This is a genomic window from Mycolicibacterium pallens (assembly GCF_019456675.1).
GTDB lineage: Bacteria > Actinomycetota > Actinomycetes > Mycobacteriales > Mycobacteriaceae > Mycobacterium > Mycobacterium crocinum.
Genome location: NZ_CP080333.1, coordinates 1732366 through 1752050, shown reverse-complemented (window position 1 = coordinate 1752050; position 19685 = coordinate 1732366). Strand labels below are relative to the sequence as shown.

Below are 19685 nucleotides of genomic sequence, written 5' to 3'. Positions count from 1 at the left end.
AATCCTCGCGGGGTGCGCTGACCGTTTGCGGCCGATGTCGCCGAAGTGAGTTTTTCGCCCTGACGGGGGCGTCGCACCTGCAGCTAACTCTTTGGGGGTAGGAATTAGCCCCCATTGAGGAGCAGCAACTACAGCAACGCTCGCGATAGCGTTCCGCCATGCCGCCGGTCGTCATCGTCGAACCCGGGCCGCCGAACCCACTGACGAAGCCGGTACGGGCCTTTGGCGGATTCATCGCCATGTCCTTGGACACCCTGGTGGTGATGTTCCGCCCGCCGTTCGCCTGGCGTGAATACCTGCTGCAGACCTGGTTTGTCGCCCGCGTATCGGTGCTGCCGGCACTCATGCTCACCCTGCCGTACTCGGTGCTGCTGGTGTTCACCTTCAACATCCTGCTCGGTGAGTTCGGTGCGACCGACTTCTCCGGGACCGGCGCCGCGATCGGCACCGTCAACCAGATCGGGCCCATCGTGACCGTTCTGGTGGTCTCCGGCGCCGGCGCCACCGCAATGTGCGCCGATCTCGGCGCTCGCACCATCCGGGAAGAACTCGACGCCCTTCGAGTCATGGGCATCAATCCGATTCAGGCACTGGTGGTTCCACGGGTGTTGGCCGCTACGACGGTCGCGCTGGCGCTCTCGGCAACCGTGATCCTTGCCGGCCTCACCGGCGCGTACATCTTCTGCGTCTACATTCAGCACGTCTCCCCCGGCGCGTTCGCCGCCGGCATGACGCTCTTGACCGGCATGGGCGACGTCATCGTCTCACTCACCAAGGCAACCCTTTTCGGGCTCTCCGCCGGCCTGATCGCCTGCTACAAGGGCATCTCGGTGGGCGGTGGTCCGGCCGGCGTCGGCAATGCGGTCAACGAGACCGTCGTGTTCACCTTCATGGTGTTGTTCGCGATCAACGTCATCGTGACCGCCGTGGGCATTCAGTTCACGGTGGGATGAGGGCGCCCTGGTGAGTGTCAGTACGCCCAGTGGATTGCACCCGAAGTTGGTCAGCGGTGTGCAGGGCGCGGCCGCGGGCTGGAACCGGATTGGCGCCCAAACCCGGTTCTATGTAACGACTTTGACGGCAATTCCGGAAGCGGTGACGCGTTACCACAAAGAATTGCTGCGGCTCATCGCTCAGATGGGCCTCGGCGCAGGAGCGCTGGCCGTCGTCGGCGGGACGGTCGCGATCGTCGGATTTCTCACCATGACCACCGGTGCTCTGGTCGCCGTGCAGGGCTACAACCAATTGTCCTCAGTCGGTTTCGAAGCACTGACCGGTTTCGCGTCGGCCTTCTTCAACGTCCGCCTCATCGTGCCCGGAACCGTCTCGGTCGCCCTGTCGGCCACCATCGGTGCCGGCGCCACCGCTCAGCTGGGCGCCATGCGGATCAACGAGGAGATCGACGCACTCGAGGTCATCGGTATCCGGTCGGTCACATACCTGGCTTCCACGCGGGTGCTGGCCGGCGTCATCGTGGTCATTCCGCTGTACTGCATCGCCGTCATGATGGCCTTCCTCGCCGCCCGGACCGGAACCGTCGCCATCTACGGGCAGGGTTCGGGCGTGTACGACCACTACTTCAACACGTTCCTCAACCCCACCGACGTGATCTGGTCGTTCATGCAATCGGTCGCCATGACGATCGTGATCATGTTGGTGCACACCTATTACGGCTTCACCGCGAAGGGCGGCCCGGCAGGCGTGGGCGAGGCGGTAGGGCGTGCGGTACGCACGTCGATGGTCGTCGCCGCGGTCGAGATCGTGATGATCTCGCTGGCGGTCTACGGCCAGTCGGGCAACTTCAACTTGGCCGGGTGAGATGGACGCCCGACCCGGAGAGAACCGTCTTCCCGACGGCTGGTGGACCGTCATCTTGGTGGCGGCTATCGCCGTCTTCTTCTTCGTCACCGGAACAGCGTTCGCCGGGACGTTCCGCTCGTACGTGCCGGTGACGGTGACGTCGGACCGCTCCGGACTCGTCATGGAGGCCGGCGCCAAGGTGAAGATGCGCGGCGTGCAGGTAGGCCGCGTCGCCGACATCGCCGGTGGCCAGGGGCCGACAAGTCTGCGGCTGGAGCTCGATCCCGACCAAATCCGTTACATCCCTGCGAATGTCGGTGCGCAAATCAGTTCGACGACGGTGTTTGGCGCCAAGTTCGTCGACCTGGTCTACCCCGCCGATCCGAGCTCACAGCGTCTGGCCGCCGGCGCGGTGCTGCGCTCGGCCAACGTCACCACCGAGGTCAACACTGTCTTCGAGAACGTCGTCAACCTGCTGAACATGGTCGACCCGGCCAAGCTCAACGCGGTACTGACCGCCGTCGCCGACGGAGTACGCGGGCAGGGCCCCCGGATGGGCGAGGCGACCACCGACCTCAACCAGGTGCTCCAGGCGCTCAACGACCGAAGCGACACCATCCGCGCGGACTGGCGATCCTTCAAGAACTTCAACGACACCTACGCCGCGGCCGCCCCCGACATCGTCGCGATCCTGAATTCGGCCAGCACAGTCAGTTCCACCATCGCGAGCCGGTCACAGGCCTTGGACACCTTGCTGCTCAACACAATCGGGTTCGCCCAATCCGGTCAAGATCTGCTGGAGGGCAGCAGCGGCAACCTCGTGCGCGCCGCGAACATCCTGGAGCCCACCACCGCACTGCTGCTCAAATACAACCCCGTCTACACCTGCTGGCTGCAGGGCGCCACCTGGACGTTGAACAACGGCGGCTATGAGGCGTGGGGCGGAAAGGACGGCAAGTCCGCGGTCTTCGACGTCGCGCTGCTGTTGGGCAATGACCCCTATCAATATCCGGACAACCTGCCGATCGTCGGGGCCAAGGGCGGGCCGGGCGGAAAGCCGGGTTGTGGGTCGCTGCCCGACGTGACCAAGAACTTCCCGGTCCGCCAACTCGTCACCAACACCGGTTGGGGCACCGGCCTGGACATCCGGCCCAATCCCGGCCTGGGACATCCTTGTTGGGCGGACTGGTTCCCGGTGACGCGCGGTAACCCACGGCCGCCCAGCATCCGCCAGTGTCTACCCGGCCCGGCGCCCGGACCGGTGGTACCCCCGGGGATGCCGCCGTACGGCGCGGCGTGGTACGGGCCCGGCGGAGTGCCGCTATGGCCCGGTGTACCACCCGCACCGGAGCCCGCCACAGCTCAACCACAACCACTGCCAGGACCGGCGACGGGAGATCAGCCGTGAAAGACAACCTTGCGGGCGCCGTCTGGCGGCTGGGCATCTTTCTCACGGTGTGCTTCCTCGGCGCGTTCGCGCTGCTGGCCATCTTCGCGCAGTTCCGGTTCAACGCCGGCACCGTGTACAACGCAGTGTTCACCAATGTCACCGGCCTGAAGAAGGGTGACTTCGTGCGGGTCGCGGGTGTCGAGGTCGGCAAGATCGAGGACATCCGGATCAACCGCGATGCCACCGTGCGAGTCGAATTCTCGGCAACCGACACGTTGGTGCTGACCGAAGGTACGCGAGCGATCATTCGGTACGACAACGTCATTGGCGGCCGGTTCCTGGCTCTCGACGAAGGTACGGGCGGAGTCAAACGCCTTGAGGCCGGCCAGACCATTCCCGTGGACCGCACTGCTCCGGCATTGGACCTCGATTCGGTGATCGGTGGGTTCAAACCGCTGTTTCGTGCGCTGAGCCCGGATCAGGTCAATGCACTGAGCTCGCAGCTGAACCAGGCTCTGCAAGGGCAGGGGGCGACGATCGGCTCGTTCCTCAATCAGGCTGCGGCACTGACCAACACGCTGGCCGACCGTGATCAGCTGATCGGCGAGGTCATCACCAACCTCGACGCGGTCCTGGGATCCCTCGGAAGCCAGAGCGCCCAACTCGACAAGGCGGTCACCAATCTGACGGGACTTGTGCAGGCCCTCAACGCCCGCAAGACCGACGTCGCCGCCGCGTTCACCGCCACCAGTGCGGCGGCGGCCACTGTCGCCGATCTGCTTGCCGGAGCCCGTGCGCCGTTTCAGAAGGTGGTGCGCGAAACCGACCGCGTCTCGTCGATCGCCGTCGCCGATCACGAATACCTCGAGAAGCTCATCGACACGCTGCCGGACAAATACCGTGCACTGCAGCGCCAGGGGATGTACGGCGACTTCTTCAGCTTCTACCTATGCGACCTGATACTGAAATTGAACGGCAAAGGCGGACAACCGGTTTTCGTCAAGGTGGCCGGGCAGGACACCGGGCGGTGCACGCCGAAGTGAAGTCGTTTTCCGAACGCAACCCGGTAATCCTCGGAGCAGTCGGCGCGGTCGTCATCGCTGGAATCGTGATGGGCGCACTGAATTGGCAGAAGCTGCCGTTCCTCAACCCAGGCCGCAACTACACCGCCTACTTCGCCGAAGCGGGCGGCTTGTTCACAGGCGCCACGGTCGAAGTCTCGGGGCTACCGGTCGGCAAGGTGTCCAGTATCGAGCTCGACGGTCCGCAGGTGTTGGTGACCTTCAGGATCGACGGCGATGTACACCTCGGTGAGCGGACGCTGGCCGCCATCAAGACCAAGGGGCTGCTCGGCACGAAGATGCTTGACGTCACCCCACGTGGCGACGGATCCCTTTCCGGACCGATCCCCCGAGACCGAACTACCTCGCCCTATCAGCTGCCCGACGCCCTCGGTGACCTGACCACGACGATCAGTGGGCTTGACACTGAACAGCTTTCACAATCGTTGTCGACGATGGCCGAGACGTTCGCCCACACGCCACCCGACCTGCATCAGGCTGTGGTCGGGGTGGCCCGGTTCGCCGATACCCTCGACAAGCAGGACGCTGCGCTGCGCAACCTGCTGGCCAACGCGGCCAAGACCACTGCGGTGCTGGCCGAGCGCACCGATCAGATCGTCGACCTCGTGCGCCAGACGAATTCCCTACTGATCGCACTCAATGCGCAAAGCGCGGGCCTTGACCAGTTGTGGCATAACCTTTCCGCGGTCTCCCAGCAACTCAAAGGTTTCATCGCCGAGAATCGAGCCCAGCTGAAACCGGCACTGGAGAAGCTCAACGGCGTGCTGACCATCGTCGACGACCGCAAGGGACGCGTCCAGGAAGCGATCAGGCGGCTCAACAGTTATGCGATGTCGCTGGGCGAGTCGGTGTCGTCCGGACCGTTCTTCAAGGCGTATCTGGCCAACCTCTTTCCCGGACAATTCGTTCAGCCGTTCATCGATGCCGCGTTCTCCGATCTGGGGGTGGACCCCGCCACCCTGGTGCCGTCGCTGCGCACCGACCCGCAGGTCGGTCAACCCGGCACTCCGGCGCTGCCCGTCCCCTACCCGCGGACCGGTCAGGGCGGTGAACCTCACCTGAATCTGCCCGATGCGATCACCGGCAAGCCGGGTGATCCGCGCTACCCGTACCGTGAGCCGCTGCCCGCGCCGCCACCCGGTGGGCCACCGCCGGGGCCGCCCGCTCAGGCCCCGACCGATATCGCCTCCACCCCGGACCCGACGCCCGCACCGGTGTACGTCCCTGCCCCCGGCGAGCCCGGAGCCGCCCAATGAGCGCGGTACGCAAGGGCCGTACCGCGCTCGCGGTTCTCCTGATACTCGTCCTCGTCGGCGGTGTGCTGCTGCGTACCATCGGCCATGGGGACCGCATCGAGGTCGTCGGCTACTTCGACAACAGCACGGCACTGTTCCCGGGCGACGACATCCGCATCCTCGGTGTGCCGGTGGGCCGGGTTACGGCGGTCGAGCCGCATCCCGACGGGGTGAAGATCTCGTTCTGGTTCGACCGGAAATACAAGGTGCCCGCCGACGCGATGGCGGCAATCCTCTCTCCGATGTTGGTCACCGGCCGCGCAATTCAGCTGACACCGGTGTATACCGGCGGCCCGACCATGCATGACGGCGCCGTCATCCCCCGCAACCGCACCGCAGTTCCGGTGGAGTGGGACGAGGTGCGGGTGCAGTTGCAACGCCTGACCGAACTGCTCAAGCCGACGGCCCCGGGCGGTGTCAGCACGCTGGGCTCCTTCATCAACACGACCGCGGGCAACCTGCGTGGGCAGGGTGGCACCATCCGCGAGACGATCATGAAACTGTCACAGGCGATGTCGGTGCTGGGCGACCACAGCGGAGACATCTTCGCGACCTTCAGAAACCTGTCCATTCTCATCACCGCATTGCGTGGCAGCAGCGACGTGCTGGGACAGCTCAACCAGAATCTCGCGGCGGTGACCGGGCTCCTCGCCGACGACCCTGCGAAGATCGGCGCGGCCTTCACCGACATGAATTCGGTCATCGGCGACGTGAAGGACTTCGTCGAGGACACCGGCGACACCATCGGGACCACGACCGAGAAGCTGGCGTCGATCAGCACTGCGCTCACCGAGAGCCTCGACGACATCAAGCAGACCCTGCACATCGCACCGACGACCGTCGCCAACTTCACCAATATCTACGAGGCCTCCAACGGCGCCTTCACCGGCGCGCTGGCGGTCAACAATTTCGCCAACCCGATCTCGTTTCTGTGCGGGGCGATACAGGCCGCATCGCGGCTGGGCGCTGAACAGTCCGCGAAGCTGTGCGTGCAGTATTTGGCGCCCATCATCAAGAACCGCCAGTACAACTTCCTGCCCCTCGGGGAGAACTTCCTCGTGGGACCGCAAGCCAGGCCCAACGAGGTGACCTACAGCGAGGACTGGATGCGTCCGGACTACGTGCGGCCGGCAGCTGCTGCGCCCGCCGCCGTCCTGCTGCCCGCGGAAGCGCCGGCTGTGTCGACCGACCCGACAGCAGGACTGACCGGAATGATGGCGCCGGCTGGGGGCGGGTCATGACGCGCCGCCGCGCAGTGACGCTGGGGGCGCTGCTCACCGTCGTGGCCGTGTCGTCCGGCTGCGGCATCGGCAACTGGCAGGGACTCAACTCGCTGCCGCTGCCCGGGACACAGGGTGGCGGGGCCGGATCGTTTTTGATTCAGGCAGAGATGCCCGACGTCAACAAAATTCAGCCCAACTCGCGGGTCCGTGTCGGTGACGCGACGGTCGGACACATCACCAAGATCGAACTGGAGGGCTGGCATGCCCTGGTCACCATGCGGCTCGATCGCGATGTCAACCTGCCGGCCAACGCCACCGCCACAATCGGTCTCACCAGCATCCTGGGTTCCCAGCACATCGAGTTGAGCGCACCCGGCGACGCACCACCGCAGGGCCGGTTGCACGACGGGTCCCGTATCCCGCTGTCACATTCGGGCTCCTTTCCGACGGTCGAGCAGACCCTGGCCGCGGTCTCCACCGTGCTCAATGGCGGTGGGCTAGCCCAGGTGCAGGACATCACAGAGGCGTTCAGTACCGCGTTCCGGGGCCGCGAGCAGGATCTGCGCAGCCTCATCGGTGAGCTGGACCGGTTCGCAGGCAACGTCAACGACCAGACCGACGACATCATCGCCGCGACCGACAGCCTCAACAGGCTCAGCGGAACTCTGGCCGCGAACCGGCCGGTGCTGGACCAAGCACTCAAAACCGTGCCGGCGGCGCTGGCGGTGCTGAACAGCGAGCGCGACAACCTCGTTGCCGCCGCCGATCAGCTGGGCAGATTCAGCAATCTGGTCGTCAGCTCGGTCGGGCAGAGCAAAGAGAGTTTGATCCAAGAGCTCAAAGACATTGGGCCAGTGCTGGAATCACTGGCGAATGCCGGTCCGAGCATGACCCGCGCGCTGAGCCTGATCCCCACGTTCCCGTTTCCGAACGAGACCATCGAGAAGTGGCAGCGCGGCGATTACGCGAACATGACCGCCGTCGTCGACCTCACGCTGAGCCGTATCGACCAGGGGTTGTTCACCGGGACGCGGTGGGAGGGCAACCTCACCGAGCTCGAGATGCAGTGGGGCCGCACGATCGGACAGTTCCCCAGTCCCTACACGAAGAGCAATCCTCTGGTCGCGCCCTACAACTTCGACCAAGGCCCCTGACATGCATCTGACCCGCAAAATGCTAATCCAGCTTGCGGTCTTCGTAGTCATCGCGGCGACTGCGATCGCGGTGATGGGTCTGCACTTTCTCAAGCTGCCGGCGAAGTGGTTCGGCGTGGGCCGCTACAGCGTGACCATGCAGTTGCCGGAGACCGGCGGCCTGTACAGCACCGGCAACGTCACTTACCGCGGGGTCGAGGTCGGCCGGGTGCAGTCAGTTCGGCTGAGTGACAACGGAGTCGACGCCGTGCTGTCTTTGAAGTCGGGGATCGACATCCCGTCCGACCTTCGGGCGGAAGTGCACAGCCAGTCCGCGATCGGTGAACAGTACGTCGACGTCATCCCCCGCGACGGCACCGCACGGCCGCTCAGGGATGGCGATGTGATTCCGCGGGACGACACCTCCGTGCCACCGGACATCAACACACTGCTCGACGCCGCCAATTCGGGTTTGCAGGCGATACCTCGGGAGAACCTCAAGACCGCGATCGACGAGGCATACACCGCGGTCGCTGGCCTAGGTCCGCAACTGTCCGACATCGTCAGGGGTACAACGGCTTTGGCGATCGACGCGCGCGCCAATCTCGACCCCCTGGTCAACCTGATCGACAATGCCAAACCGGTGATGGACTCCCAGGTGCAGACATCGGCCGCCATCCAAGCCTGGGCGTCGCACATCGCGACGGTCACCGGTGAGCTGAAAGCCCACAACGACGCCGTCGCCGGGGTGATCGACCAGGGCGGCTTGGTTGCGACCAACGAGCAGGCCCGCAACCTCATCGAGCGACTCAAGCCCACGCTGCCGGTCATCGTGGCCAACCTCGCGAGCATCGGCCAGGTCGCCGTCACCTACCAGAACGACATCGAACAACTGCTCGTGCTTCTGCCGCACGCGGTCTCGGAAGGGCAGGCCACGTTCATGGCCAATGCCAACACCAACCAGGCCTACCGCGGGGAATACCTGTCGTTCAACCTCAACATCAATCTCCCGCCGGCCTGCACCACCGGGTTTCTTCCTGCGCAGCAGCAACGCATCCCCAACCTGGTCGACTATCCGGAGCGGCCACCGGGCGACCTGTACTGCCGGACCCCCCAGGACTCTCCGTTCAATGTCCGTGGGGCGCGCAACATTCCGTGCGAGACGGTGCCGGGCAAGCGCGCGCCGACGGTCAAGCTCTGCGAAAGCGACCAGAACTACGTGCCGCTCAACGACGGCAACAACTGGAAGGGCGACCCGAACGCGACGCTGTCGGGACAAGCTGTCCCCGAGCTCCCGCCGGGCACACCGCCGGCTGATGCTGCCCCGCCGGCACTGGTTGCCGTCAGCGAATACGACCCCGCGACAGGCCTCTACGTCGGACCCGACGGGCGGCAATACACCCAATCGGAACTTGCCCAACCCACCAAAGAGGGCAACACGTGGCAATCCATGCTGCTGCCCGGGCAGCCGTGAGCAGCCCGAGCTCAGCCGCCGTGCGCGGCGAAGAACTCCGCACTGGCCCGTGACGCATCGAAGACGGGGCTCGACGGCCAGGTGTGGCCCCATCCGTCGATGGTGACGAACACGACCTCGGTGCCATCGCCACAACCGAAGGCGGCCAAGCGTTTTCCGCCATCGATCGACGTTGTTGTCGCCGGCGGGCAGCGGTCGAACGCCAACCACCGATCCACCATCGTCGGCGCGGACACGACGGTGCTGGCTCCCCCGCGCCCGATCATCCGGCCACCTTTGTAGGGCACGACCTTGTCTGCAGTGCCGTGAATCGCCAGCACCGACACGGGTTTGGACGGATTGCAGTGAACGTTCACCCCGAGCGTGCTCGACACCGGGGCTATCGCGGCCACCAGATCGGGTCGCTCGCATGCCAGCCGGTTGGCCATGAACCCGCCCGCCGACATCCCGGTGACGAAGACCCGTCCAGGCGGGATGCCGTAGTCATGGGTGAGCCGGCCGATCAGCGTTGCCAGGAAGCCGACGTCATCGACCCCCTGCCGGTCCGGGGCCGCTGCGCCGCGCCCGTCGGCCCAACTGAAGTCGATACCGTTGGGATAGGCGACCACCCAGCCGTACTGGTCGGCGATGGCGTCGTAGTTGGTCTCCGCGGATTGCTTGCGACCGGTCTGGCTGCCGCCGTGCAAGTTGAGCACCAGGCCGTTGGGGTGCTCGAGCCGAGCAGGCACATGCACCACGTAGGTCCGCTGCAGCCCGCCGAACATGAGCGCCCCAGGGGGATCGGGAGCGGCCGGAGCCTGCGTGGCGGGAACGGCGAACAGCATGAGAAGGGCGGCGACTAGCGCTGTCAGACGGCGGCGCACGGGGTTCCTTCCGGCGTCAGGACGAGGACTCGGCCCGGCTCAGCGGTCGCCGCGCGCGCAGTTCGGGTTTGCCGGTTTTGCAGGCCACGTGCAAACGTCGATGTAGGTCGTGGTGTTGAACCCGCCGCCGTCGAACACGCCGTAGGCGTTGCCGTTGGTGCCGGTGTACGTGGCGCCACCACCGTGCGAGTCGGTCGACGTGACGACGGTGGTCACCGCCCAGCCTTTGGATTCCAACGCTGCCTTGTAGGCAGCCATCACCTCGGCGGGCGCTCCATTGACTTGGTAGTGCAGATGAATTCCGTTGTCCGCGATGGCATCCGGGCCCTTAGTCGACTGACTGCTGGCAGGCGTCGGCACGAGGGAAGCCGGCTGGGCACCGTTCACCGGGGCCGCGCTCGTCGCCGAAGCCGACGAACTCGTCGCCGCGGTTGTGGAATCGGAGTTATTACAGGCCGTACCGGTCAGACCGACCACCGCGACAAGGGCGGCCACAGCGCACACATCAAGTCTCATCGATCCCCGCTTTCGTCAAGCGCACATTAGCCCAAACAGCACTCGCTTGGTTGCGACACGGTCACGGATGCATACCTATCGATACCGCGCAGGTCGCAATAGGCCCATCGGTCCCTATCGTCACAAGAACCCACAGACGTCACAGCGACGTCCCGCCTCCGAAAGGTGTGCCGTGTCGCCGCGTCCCCGCATCCCCTCGCTGTCGCTGGCCTCGACCCTCGTCGTCGGCCTGTGCGCGGCGACCGGTGTCGCGCCGCCTGCGGCCGCCGACCCGTGCGAGGGTGCGTCCGCCGCGGCGCAACCCGCCGCCAATCAGGCCTTTCAGATTCCGCAACCGTCGGCAATTGCGCCCTTCGACCGCCCGATCGGGCATAAGCCCGTCGGCACCAATGACCAAGCGCCGCTGCCGACATTGGGCAAGATGCTGATCAACGCGTTCATGCCCAACGCCGGCACGGTGCAGAAGCAGGCGGCGGTCGCGCCGACACCGAAACCCGCACCCGCTACGCCCCAACCTGCCCCCGCGGCGGCGCAACCGGCGCCGTCGACCGCACCGCCGGGCACCTCCGTCGTCGGCTGGGTGACCGGACCGGACAGTCCCAATCAGACCATTCAGAAGTTCGCCATCACCGGCACCGACCTCGGAATCATGTGGGACAACGGCGATCCCACGCACCGCCAGGTGCTGCTGGCGTTCGGCGACACCAACGGTTTCTGCATGATCCCCGGCAAGCAGTGGCGCTACAACACACTGATGCGGAGCACCGACGGTTCCCTGGCCAACACCGTCGCGGTGCCCGACGGCGCCGTCGGCAACAAGTACTCCGGGTCGCCGGTGTGGCGACCCGGCATCGCCAAGCAGGTGATCAACAGCATCAACGGCGCGCCGCAGGAAACGGGCATCATCCCGACCTCGGGCGTGGCCGTCGGGCCGAACCAGTTCTTGAACTTCATGTCCATCAAGAGCTGGGACAACTACGGCGCCTGGACCACCAACTACTCGGCGATCGCGACGTCGACCGACAACGGCGAGACGTGGGGTGTCTACCCGGGCACGGTTCGTCAGCCGTCCAACGGCAACGAGAAGTTCCAGATGGGCGCCTTCCTCAAGCCCGGCCCGGGTGATCCGTACATCTACTCGTTCGGGACACCCAACGGTCGCGGCGGATCGGCATACGTGGCGCGGGTATCCCCCGGGTTGATTCCCGACCTGACGAAGTACGAGTACTGGAACTCCGACAGCAACTCCTGGGTTGCCGGCAGCCCGGCCGCGGCCACCCCGGTGATCCCCGGCCCGGTCGGCGAGATGTCGGCCCAATTCAACAATTATCTGAAGCAGTACCTGGTGCTGTACTGCAACGGCAACAACGACGTGGTCATGCGGACCGCGCCCGCGCCGCAGGGCCCGTGGGGCCCTGAGCAGATGCTGGTGTCGTCGATGCAAATCCCGGGCGGCATCTATGCGCCGTTCCTGCATCCGTGGTCGACGGGTCGCGAGCTGTACTACAACCTCTCGCTGTGGTCGGCCTACAACGTGATGTTGATGCACACAGTTCTGCCCTAAGTGAGCCTTACAGCAACACCGAGTCCCGAAGGTGGGACACTCACCCCATGGAGCACAGCGACCCGCGCGTCGAGAACTCCATCCCGGCCGAGCCGCTGGATGGAGTCGACGCTGAGCAGGCGGCCGAAATCGTCATTGAGGCTGCCACCCGCAACGCCATGTCGGCATCGCAATTGGCGAGCCTGCTGGTCGACGCCGGTCGCAGCGTCACCGACGAAGACGACCTGTTGACCCTGCTTCAGGGGGTTGCCTCGATCGCCCAGGAAGCCATCGAGGGGGCTGACTGCACCGGAATCACGATCGACCTCGGCGGCCTGACCTATACCGCCGTACACACCGACGAGCGGACGCTGCGGATCGACAGTGAGCAGTACGACGCCGGTGAAGGTCCTTGCCTGCATGCTTCGCGCACCCGCACCGTCGTCCAACTCGACTCCGAAGAGGCCATGGCCGCCTGGCCTGACTTCGCGTCCGCGGCGCGTGACGAGGGCGTCCACAGCTTCCTGGCCGCGCCCCTGTTCACCGAGGATCTGACGCTCGGCTCATTCAACTTGTACGGCAGGTCATTTCACGCCTTCGACGGCCTCGACGCCGAGATCCTCGAACTGTTGACCAAAGCGGTCTCCCGGGCGATCGGCGATTTCGCCCGCTACAAGTCCGCCCGCGACACCGCGGAGTCGATCCAACGGGTGCTGCAGAGCCGGGCCCCGATCGAACAGGCCAAGGGTGTGCTGATGGCCATGCACGGCATCGACGCCGACGCCGCGTTCGACGTGTTGCGCAAGCAGAGTCAGGCGACGAACGTGCCCGTGCGGGTCCTCGCCGTGGAGTTCTTGGAGCAGGTCGCCGGCAGCAACGGCAACTAGAAGGTGTTGACCAACGTTCGACGCTCGGACATCTCGCGCGACATCGTGTAATGGTGGTAGTGCGTCGCGCACTTCACCACGCTGACGAACAGGACGCCCGGGTCCGGCCGGCTGCGCAGCATCTTCCACATCCGACGGCGATAGACCTGACGTAGATGTGCGTCGGGCACATTCTTCATCAGCAGCAGGAATAGACCGAATGCTCGTGCGCCGTCGAACAACTGGGCCTTCAGGCGGCGCCACGGACGCTCACGCAGGTACGCATTGCGCGCTCGACCGAAGTCGAATTCACGTGTGACGTACAGGCTCTCGAGCCGGTCGAAATAGGAATCGGGGTCATAGAGGTCGCGCATCAGACCGATATACCCGTCGCGCAGCTCATCTCGGCTCATGTTGAGCGGAATCACGTTTGTGCCGAAGGTCTGCTCATCGTCGAGATCAAGCCGCCCCTCGTCCTTCAGGCGGGCGTGCAGCGGCGTCTTGGGGATGGCGGCGAGCATGCCGACCATGGCGTGCATGATGTCGGTCTCGTTGATGAATTCGGCTTGTTCTTTGAAGATTCGGGTGTCGTCGTTGTCGAAACCGACGATCATGCCGCACCAGACCTCCAGGCCGGCGTCTTGCACCTTGCGGACCCGATCGACGATCGTGCCGCCCTTTTTCACGTTCTGGTATTTCTTCGCCTCTTTCAATGAATCCTCGTTCGGGCTTTCGATCCCGATGAAGACCACCGTGACGTTGGCGGCGACCATTAGCGCCATCAGCTCGTCGTCCTCGGCGAGGTTCAACGATGCCTCGGTGAAGAACTGCAGCGGGTATCCCTCCCGCTCCTGCCAGGCATGGACATCCTGCAGTAGCACCTTGACCGCGGCTTTGTTGCCGATCAGGTTGTCGTCGACGATGAAGCCGATGGACAGGCCCGCCGTGCGCATCGCTTCGAGCTCGGCGATCACCTGTGCACTGGTCTTGAGCCTCGGCTTGCGGCCGAAGGTGACGATGATGTCGCAGAACTCGCATTGGAACGGACAGCCGCGGCTGAACTGGACGCTGCCGAAGACGTAGTTCTTGGTCTTCAGCAAGTCGTAGCGCGGTACCGGCACGGTTGTCATATCGGTGCGCTCGGCCTGCTCGTAGCGGTATTGGTGGCGGCCGTGCTGCCAGTCGTCGAGGAACTGCGGCCAGGTGGTCTCGGCTTCGCCGACGAAGATCGCGTCGGTAAGACCGTCGAAGTAGTCCTCCTGCACGCTGATCCACGGACCGCCGACGACGACGAACACGCCGCGGGCTTTGAGTTCGCTGAGGATTTCGCGCATGCGCTGCCGCTGGACGATCATGCCGGTGAGCCCGACGATGTCGGCTTGGGCCAGCTTGTCGAAGTCGATGTCCTCGACGTTCTCGTCGACGAGGGTGACCTGATGCTCGGGCGGCGTCAGCGCGGCCAGCAGCGGCAGGCAGGCGGTGGGGACGTTGCACTTCTTGCCCAGTAGCGGAAGGGCGTGTTCCAAGCCCCAGTACGACACCTCGAACCGCGGGTTGACGAGGACGATATTGGCCATAGTCGTCTGCTCCGAATCGGACTCGTAGAGGTAGACGGCGCTGCTTGCCAAGCGGGAGCCTAGCCAACATGACCGGCCGAACGAGCCATTCGCACATAGTCGGGACGGGACTCGGATCCGAGTTCCTAACCAATTGACGGTAACGCTCGGTATTCGGTTCGGTCACGACCTTCGGTCAGCTCTCCTGGATTGGCCCCGACGGTGGTGTGATCGTTCCCGTGGATCCGGTCGGCTTGATGATCGTGGTGGTCTTGACGACCGCCGCGCTTGCCGCGGTGTGCGGGTACGTGGCCGCGCTGCGGCGTCAGGCGAGCCGTCGAGATCGCGGCTACTTCGTGCTCGGGGTTCTCGCCGGAGTCCTGGGCCGCGCGGTGGTGCTGCGGCGACTTCGCCGACTGCCGCTATTCGACAATCCGCTCACTGGTGCCGCCCTGCATCTGCGGCGGAGTGTGAGCCGCACGGGTATCACCCGCTAGCGGCCCTATACCAACCCGCTCGTCGACGGCGAACTCGGTGCGACCGTCGTCGGGCCCGGCGCGGTCGTCTGGGGAACGTAGCTCGGCGTCTCCGCGGGGTACTGCGGCTGCGTGCCGTGCAGCGACGTGTCTGGTCCGTATCCGGGCGGCGACCCCGACATCGACGAGTCCGGTCCGTAGGGAGATGTCGGGCCGTATCCGGGGAGTGACCCGTAGTCGGGCAGGTGCTGGGTCATCCCGGCCAGCAGCTTGGCCGCGACAAACGCCGCTGCCTGATTGGTGTAGCCCGGGACATAGCCCTCGGTGTGTCCGCTCCATTCATTACCCGGTCCGGCGTGGCAGATCGGGTCGGCGGGATTGCACAGGTCGATGGCTTTGGCGCCGAGCAGCGCGCTTGTCGTCGGCAGCGCTTGGTTGGTGCGGGTAGCCACATTGCCGAAGGTGGCGACCGCCGCGATGTTCTTCGCGTATTCCGGCGGCAAGGAACTGCCCCACGGGATGCCGCCCACCGGCACGCCGGCCACGATGTCGATGACGCTGGCGCCCTGCGAGAAGCCGCCCAGGACGATCTTGGTGTCGGGACACGAGGACACCGTCGACTTGACGTGGGAGATGACGTCGTTGGCACCGTCACCGCCGTGCAGCTGCAGCTTGCTGGCCTTGTAGTTGACCGCGTAGGTGTCGATGTTCATGCCGGGGGCCTGCTTGCGCAGTGCGTCGACGAGGGCATCGCCGACCCGGCCCATCCCCGCCGGCTCGTCGGTGCCGCGCGCGAAGACCACCTCCGCGTCGGGACAGTCGGCGGCCGACGCTGACGGCGGCGCGACGGGACCGACGAGCAGCACGCTCATGACGAACAATGGCGAAGCAACCAGCCCGACCCAGCGACCCGTCGACCGGTCGCTCCCCACCGGGTGCCTACGCTCGCAGCGAATAGGCATGCTTCAATCTAACCCCTTCTTCAGCCGAATGAGCTGGGAGGGTGTCGCAAACGTGCCGGTGTCATTTATTGACAGCAAAGAAAGATTTCCGCAAATTGCTTCCTGACCTGCACACCGTCGTCAGGCAGATAGTCCTTCGACGACGGCCAGCGCGGTGAGATAGCGAACTTCCTCGGTGGCGGCGCGGTCGCTGAGAAACTGACCCGAGGCGCCGGCCTGGGCGGCCATCAACGCGCGGGTGAACGCCTCCGGGGTAACGGTCATCGTCCGGCCGGTCTTGGCGATCAGGGCGACGAATATCCCCTGCAGGCCGTCACGCAACCGTTCGACTTGGGCGTCCAGGGCATGGGCGATCTCAGGCTGATGGGCCGCGCGAGCCACCAACGCGGCGTGCAGGGCGATCCGCGGTTGATCGGCCACACCCGCCTTCAGCAATTGCCGCACCACACTGTCGGTCTGGAGACCGCCGGTGGTTTGCAGCAGGGGTTCGGCCGTACTGCGCAAACGCTCGACGAGGGCATCGTTCTGGTGTTCGTACACCTCGAAAAGTAAGTCCTCCATGGTGTCGTAGCTGGAGTAGAAGGCCCCACGGGTGAAGCCGGCCGCCCGACACACCTCCTCGACGGAGAACCACGTCCGGCCGCTGTCCCGGATGAGTTCGTCGGTGGCCTCGATCAACCGGGCCCGGGTGTTGGTGCGCCGGCGGGTTGTCCGCGCTTCTGTGACCTTCACCGCAAATAGCCCCTCCGACTCGATACATTCCGTATTGAATGCATATCGTATTGAATCATCGATGCATCGAGACGGCAAGCCAGGAGGGACACCATGAGCCGAGGTGCTGCAGTACCCGCACCGCAGGTACAGCCCGGCGATGGCGGCGACGCGATCATCGTGGCGCGCGGGTTGACGTTCAACGGCGAGCACGGCCCGATGTTCAGCGCCGTCGACCTCACCCTGAACCATGGCCTGCACGCAGTGCACATGCCCGGTGGCCACAGCCAGAAGGCACTGCTTCTCACCCTGGCCGGCCGGCTCAAGCCCAGCGCCGGCACCGTCGCCGTGTTCGGCGACACCGCGCCGCGGGCCATCCGAAGGCACTGCGCGATAGCGGCCTTCGCAGACATCGACGATCTGGACGAGGCCGTCACCGTGGGAACGGTCGTGACCGAGCAGCGCCGCTGGCTCGCTCCCCTGTTCCGGCGGTCGAGTGCCCATGCCGACCGAGACGTGCTGGCTTTAGCGTTCGGAGATATCGAACGTCCGGCGCCGACCGACTACATCGGCGACCTGGGCGACCTGGAGATATTCCTGCTGCAGATCGCCCTGGCGCTGTGCTCGGACCGACCGGTCCTGGTGGTCGGTGATCTCGAACAGGTCCGTGACAGCGGACGACGGGCGCAGGCCGCGCAACGCCTTGGCGCCATTGCCGCCGACCGGCTGGTCGTTGTGGGCGTGACGAATTCGCTCGGCGACGAGGCACCCGAGCACGACATACACATCCCGAGCACTGCGGGAAAGGACTGAGGAGATGGTGGGCGGACTTGCCCTGGGGTCGGAGATCAAACGCTTCGCCCGAAATCGGATGACGCGGATCGCCATCGTCGTCTTGATGTTGATGCCGCTGTCCTACGGTGCGCTGTATCTCTGGGCGTACTGGGATCCGTTCGGACATGTGAATAAGCTCCCTGTGGCACTGGTCAATTCGGACCGGGGCACCACAGTGTCCGGCGAGCCGATGAACGTCGGCACCCAGATCGCCGACAGTCTCACCGACGACGCAAGCCTGGACTGGCACCTGGTCGACGATGCCGAGGCACGCGACGGGGTCGCGCACGGCAAGTACTACTTCATGCTGGAGTTGCCACCGGACTTCAGCGCGGCCATCGCTTCGCCCACTACCGGCAATCCCCGCAAGGCACAGCTGATCGCCGAATACAACGACGCCAACAACTACATCTCGTCGAGCATCGGCCGCACCGCGATAGAGCAGGTACTCAACGCCGTATCGACCAGGATCTCCGGGCAGGCGGTCAACCAGGTGCTGTCGGTGATCACGACGTCGGGGACGGGGATCAAACAAGCAGCGGACGGAGCCCGACAACTCTCCGACGGCGCAGCCCAACTCGACACGGGCGCAAGCCAGTTGGTGGCCGGCCTCGATAGCGCGCGTAGCGGATCCGCGGAACTGGCGGCCGGCTCCCGCACCCTGTCCGACGGCATCAACACCGCCACCGATCCCCTGCTCAAGATGACCAACCTGCTGACCCAGATCAGCACTCAAAGCGATCAGGTCAACGGCCAGGTACAGGACAGCTCGTCGGCGCTGACGCAGGCGTCCACCGAACTCGACACCATCACGGGAGCCCAAGACGCTGCCGCCCAGTCGTTGACCTCGATCATCGACAACCTGTCCGCCAACCAGGATCCGGTGTCGGTGATCGCCACCGGAAAGCTGCGTGAGACTCGCGACCAACTGCTGGCCCACCAGCGGACCCCGGACATCCAAGCCAAGCTCGACAAGGCACGTGCGGCGGCCGATGCGGGCGGTCCCGTCGGTTCCACGCTGAGCGATATTTCGGCCAAGGGTAGAGAACTCACCGACAAGCTCAACCAACTGCGCGACGGCGCCCGGCAGGTGGCGTCGGGCAATGCACAGCTCAACGCCGGCATCGTCAAACTCGATGACGGCGCCCGGCAGCTGAAATCCGGCACGGCACAGTTGAGTTCCGGATCGAACGAGCTGGCGACCAAGCTGTCCGATGGCGCGCAGAAGGTCCCAGACTGGACTCCACAGCAGAAGGACGCCATCGCCGAGGCGATCGGGGGTCCGGTTCAGCTGACAAGTTCGCACGAGAACTCGGCGCCGAACTTCGGCACCGGTATGGCACCGTTCTTCCTCACACTCGCGCTGTTCTTCGGCGCCATGCTGTTGTGGATGGCGTTCCGACCGCTGCAAAACCGTGCCATCGCAGCGGAGATCAGCCCGATCCGCGTCACGCTGGCCAGTTACCTGCCAGCGGTCTTGATCGGAATCCCCCAGGCCGTGATCCTGTACGGCGTCGTGCGCTTCGCCCTGCACGTACACGCCGAACATCCGGTGGCGATGCTGGGCTTCATGATCCTGGCTTCCTGCGCCTTTATCGCGGTGGCACAAGCCATCAGCGCCCTGCTCGGCCCGGTGTTGGGCAAGGTGCTGCTGATGACGCTGCTGATGCTGCAACTGGTCAGCGCCGGCGGGCTGTACCCGGTCGAGACCACCACCAAGCCGTTCCAGTCTCTGCACCGGCTCGACCCGATGACCTACGGCGTCAACGGGCTACGGCAGTTGATCCTCGGCGGCATCGACGGTCGGCTGTGGCAGGCGCTGATCTTCATGGTCGCGCTGTGGTTGGGGTCGATGCTGCTGACCTCGCTGGCGGCCCGGCGCAACCAGTTGTGGAACCTCACCCGGCTGGTGCCGACGGTCAAGATGTGATGAGAACGAAGCGGGCCAGGCCTTTCGGCCT

Annotated in this window: 18 protein-coding genes; 13 read left to right on the top strand and 5 right to left on the bottom strand. The window is 65.1% G+C overall.

The window, feature by feature from the left end:
- Nucleotides 1-158: 158 nt before the first annotated feature.
- Genes K0O64_RS08575 through K0O64_RS08540 form a run of 8 tightly spaced genes read left to right on the top strand, consistent with a single transcriptional unit; the run spans nt 159 to nt 9397 of the window.
- Nucleotides 159-953: an MlaE family ABC transporter permease gene (locus K0O64_RS08575; protein ID WP_071946770.1), complete on the top strand. Its 795-nt coding sequence runs from the start codon at nt 159-161 to the stop codon at nt 951-953.
- A 10-nt stretch (nt 954-963) separates the two neighbouring features.
- Nucleotides 964-1818, top strand: a complete 855-nt coding sequence (locus K0O64_RS08570; RefSeq protein ID WP_071946772.1) for an ABC transporter permease — start codon at nt 964-966, stop codon at nt 1816-1818.
- Nucleotide 1819: 1 nt separating this feature from the next.
- Nucleotides 1820-3208, top strand: a complete 1389-nt coding sequence (locus K0O64_RS08565) for an MCE family protein (RefSeq protein WP_071946774.1) — start codon at nt 1820-1822, stop codon at nt 3206-3208.
- A complete protein-coding gene (locus K0O64_RS08560) occupies nt 3205-4233 on the top strand; it encodes an MCE family protein (protein WP_071946776.1) in 1029 nt (342 codons plus the stop codon). The genes K0O64_RS08565 and K0O64_RS08560 overlap by 4 nt, the downstream gene beginning before the upstream one ends.
- A complete protein-coding gene (locus tag K0O64_RS08555; RefSeq protein WP_071949999.1) occupies nt 4230-5528 on the top strand; it encodes an MCE family protein in 1299 nt (432 codons plus the stop codon). Before K0O64_RS08560 ends, K0O64_RS08555 begins: the two co-directional genes overlap by 4 nt.
- On the top strand, nt 5525-6808 hold the full coding sequence (locus K0O64_RS08550) for an MCE family protein (RefSeq protein WP_071946778.1): 1284 nt from the start codon (nt 5525-5527) through the stop codon (nt 6806-6808). The genes K0O64_RS08555 and K0O64_RS08550 overlap by 4 nt, the downstream gene beginning before the upstream one ends.
- Nucleotides 6805-7944: a virulence factor Mce family protein gene (locus K0O64_RS08545; protein ID WP_071946780.1), complete on the top strand. Its 1140-nt coding sequence runs from the start codon at nt 6805-6807 to the stop codon at nt 7942-7944. The genes K0O64_RS08550 and K0O64_RS08545 overlap by 4 nt, the downstream gene beginning before the upstream one ends.
- Nucleotide 7945: 1 nt before the next feature.
- Complete coding sequence (locus tag K0O64_RS08540) at nt 7946-9397, top strand: MCE family protein (RefSeq protein WP_071946782.1); 1452 nt, start codon at nt 7946-7948, stop codon at nt 9395-9397.
- Between the two features lie 11 nt (nt 9398-9408).
- Here the strand turns inward: K0O64_RS08540 and K0O64_RS08535 are convergent, their stop codons facing one another.
- The gene (locus tag K0O64_RS08535; protein WP_071946784.1) at nt 9409-10221 is read right to left on the bottom strand and encodes a CE1 family esterase; all 813 of its coding nucleotides are present in this window, start codon (nt 10219-10221) and stop codon (nt 9409-9411) included.
- Nucleotides 10222-10299: 78 nt separating this feature from the next.
- A complete protein-coding gene (locus tag K0O64_RS08530) occupies nt 10300-10776 on the bottom strand; it encodes a hypothetical protein (protein WP_071946786.1) in 477 nt (158 codons plus the stop codon).
- Between the two features lie 67 nt (nt 10777-10843).
- Between K0O64_RS08530 and K0O64_RS08525 the strand changes: the two genes are divergently transcribed.
- Entirely contained in the window at nt 10844-12340 is a 1497-nt protein-coding gene (locus tag K0O64_RS08525; RefSeq protein WP_225933662.1) for a glycoside hydrolase family 183 protein, read from the top strand.
- A gap of 47 nt (nt 12341-12387) precedes the next feature.
- A complete protein-coding gene (locus K0O64_RS08520; protein ID WP_071946790.1) occupies nt 12388-13206 on the top strand; it encodes an ANTAR domain-containing response regulator in 819 nt (272 codons plus the stop codon).
- On the opposite strand, the gene K0O64_RS08515 is transcribed toward K0O64_RS08520, so the two are convergent.
- Nucleotides 13203-14813: a B12-binding domain-containing radical SAM protein gene (locus K0O64_RS08515; RefSeq protein WP_225933661.1), complete on the bottom strand. Its 1611-nt coding sequence runs from the start codon at nt 14811-14813 to the stop codon at nt 13203-13205. The genes K0O64_RS08520 and K0O64_RS08515 overlap by 4 nt on opposite strands.
- A 155-nt stretch (nt 14814-14968) precedes the next feature.
- Between K0O64_RS08515 and K0O64_RS08510 the strand changes: the two genes are divergently transcribed.
- A complete protein-coding gene (locus K0O64_RS08510) occupies nt 14969-15238 on the top strand; it encodes a hypothetical protein (protein WP_071946794.1) in 270 nt (89 codons plus the stop codon).
- A gap of 5 nt (nt 15239-15243) precedes the next feature.
- On the opposite strand, the gene K0O64_RS08505 is transcribed toward K0O64_RS08510, so the two are convergent.
- The gene (locus K0O64_RS08505) at nt 15244-16089 is read right to left on the bottom strand and encodes a cutinase family protein (protein WP_071950000.1); all 846 of its coding nucleotides are present in this window, start codon (nt 16087-16089) and stop codon (nt 15244-15246) included.
- 210 nt (nt 16090-16299) lie between these two features.
- Complete coding sequence (locus K0O64_RS08500) at nt 16300-16911, bottom strand: TetR/AcrR family transcriptional regulator (RefSeq protein WP_071946796.1); 612 nt, start codon at nt 16909-16911, stop codon at nt 16300-16302.
- Between the two features lie 93 nt (nt 16912-17004).
- Here K0O64_RS08500 and K0O64_RS08495 point away from each other — a divergent pair, with 93 nt between their 5' ends.
- Nucleotides 17005-17703 (top strand): hypothetical protein, encoded by a 699-nt coding sequence (locus K0O64_RS08495; protein ID WP_071946798.1) that lies wholly within the window; start codon nt 17005-17007, stop codon nt 17701-17703.
- A gap of 4 nt (nt 17704-17707) precedes the next feature.
- A complete protein-coding gene (locus K0O64_RS08490) occupies nt 17708-19654 on the top strand; it encodes a YhgE/Pip domain-containing protein (RefSeq protein WP_071946800.1) in 1947 nt (648 codons plus the stop codon).
- Nucleotides 19655-19685 lie beyond the last annotated feature (31 nt).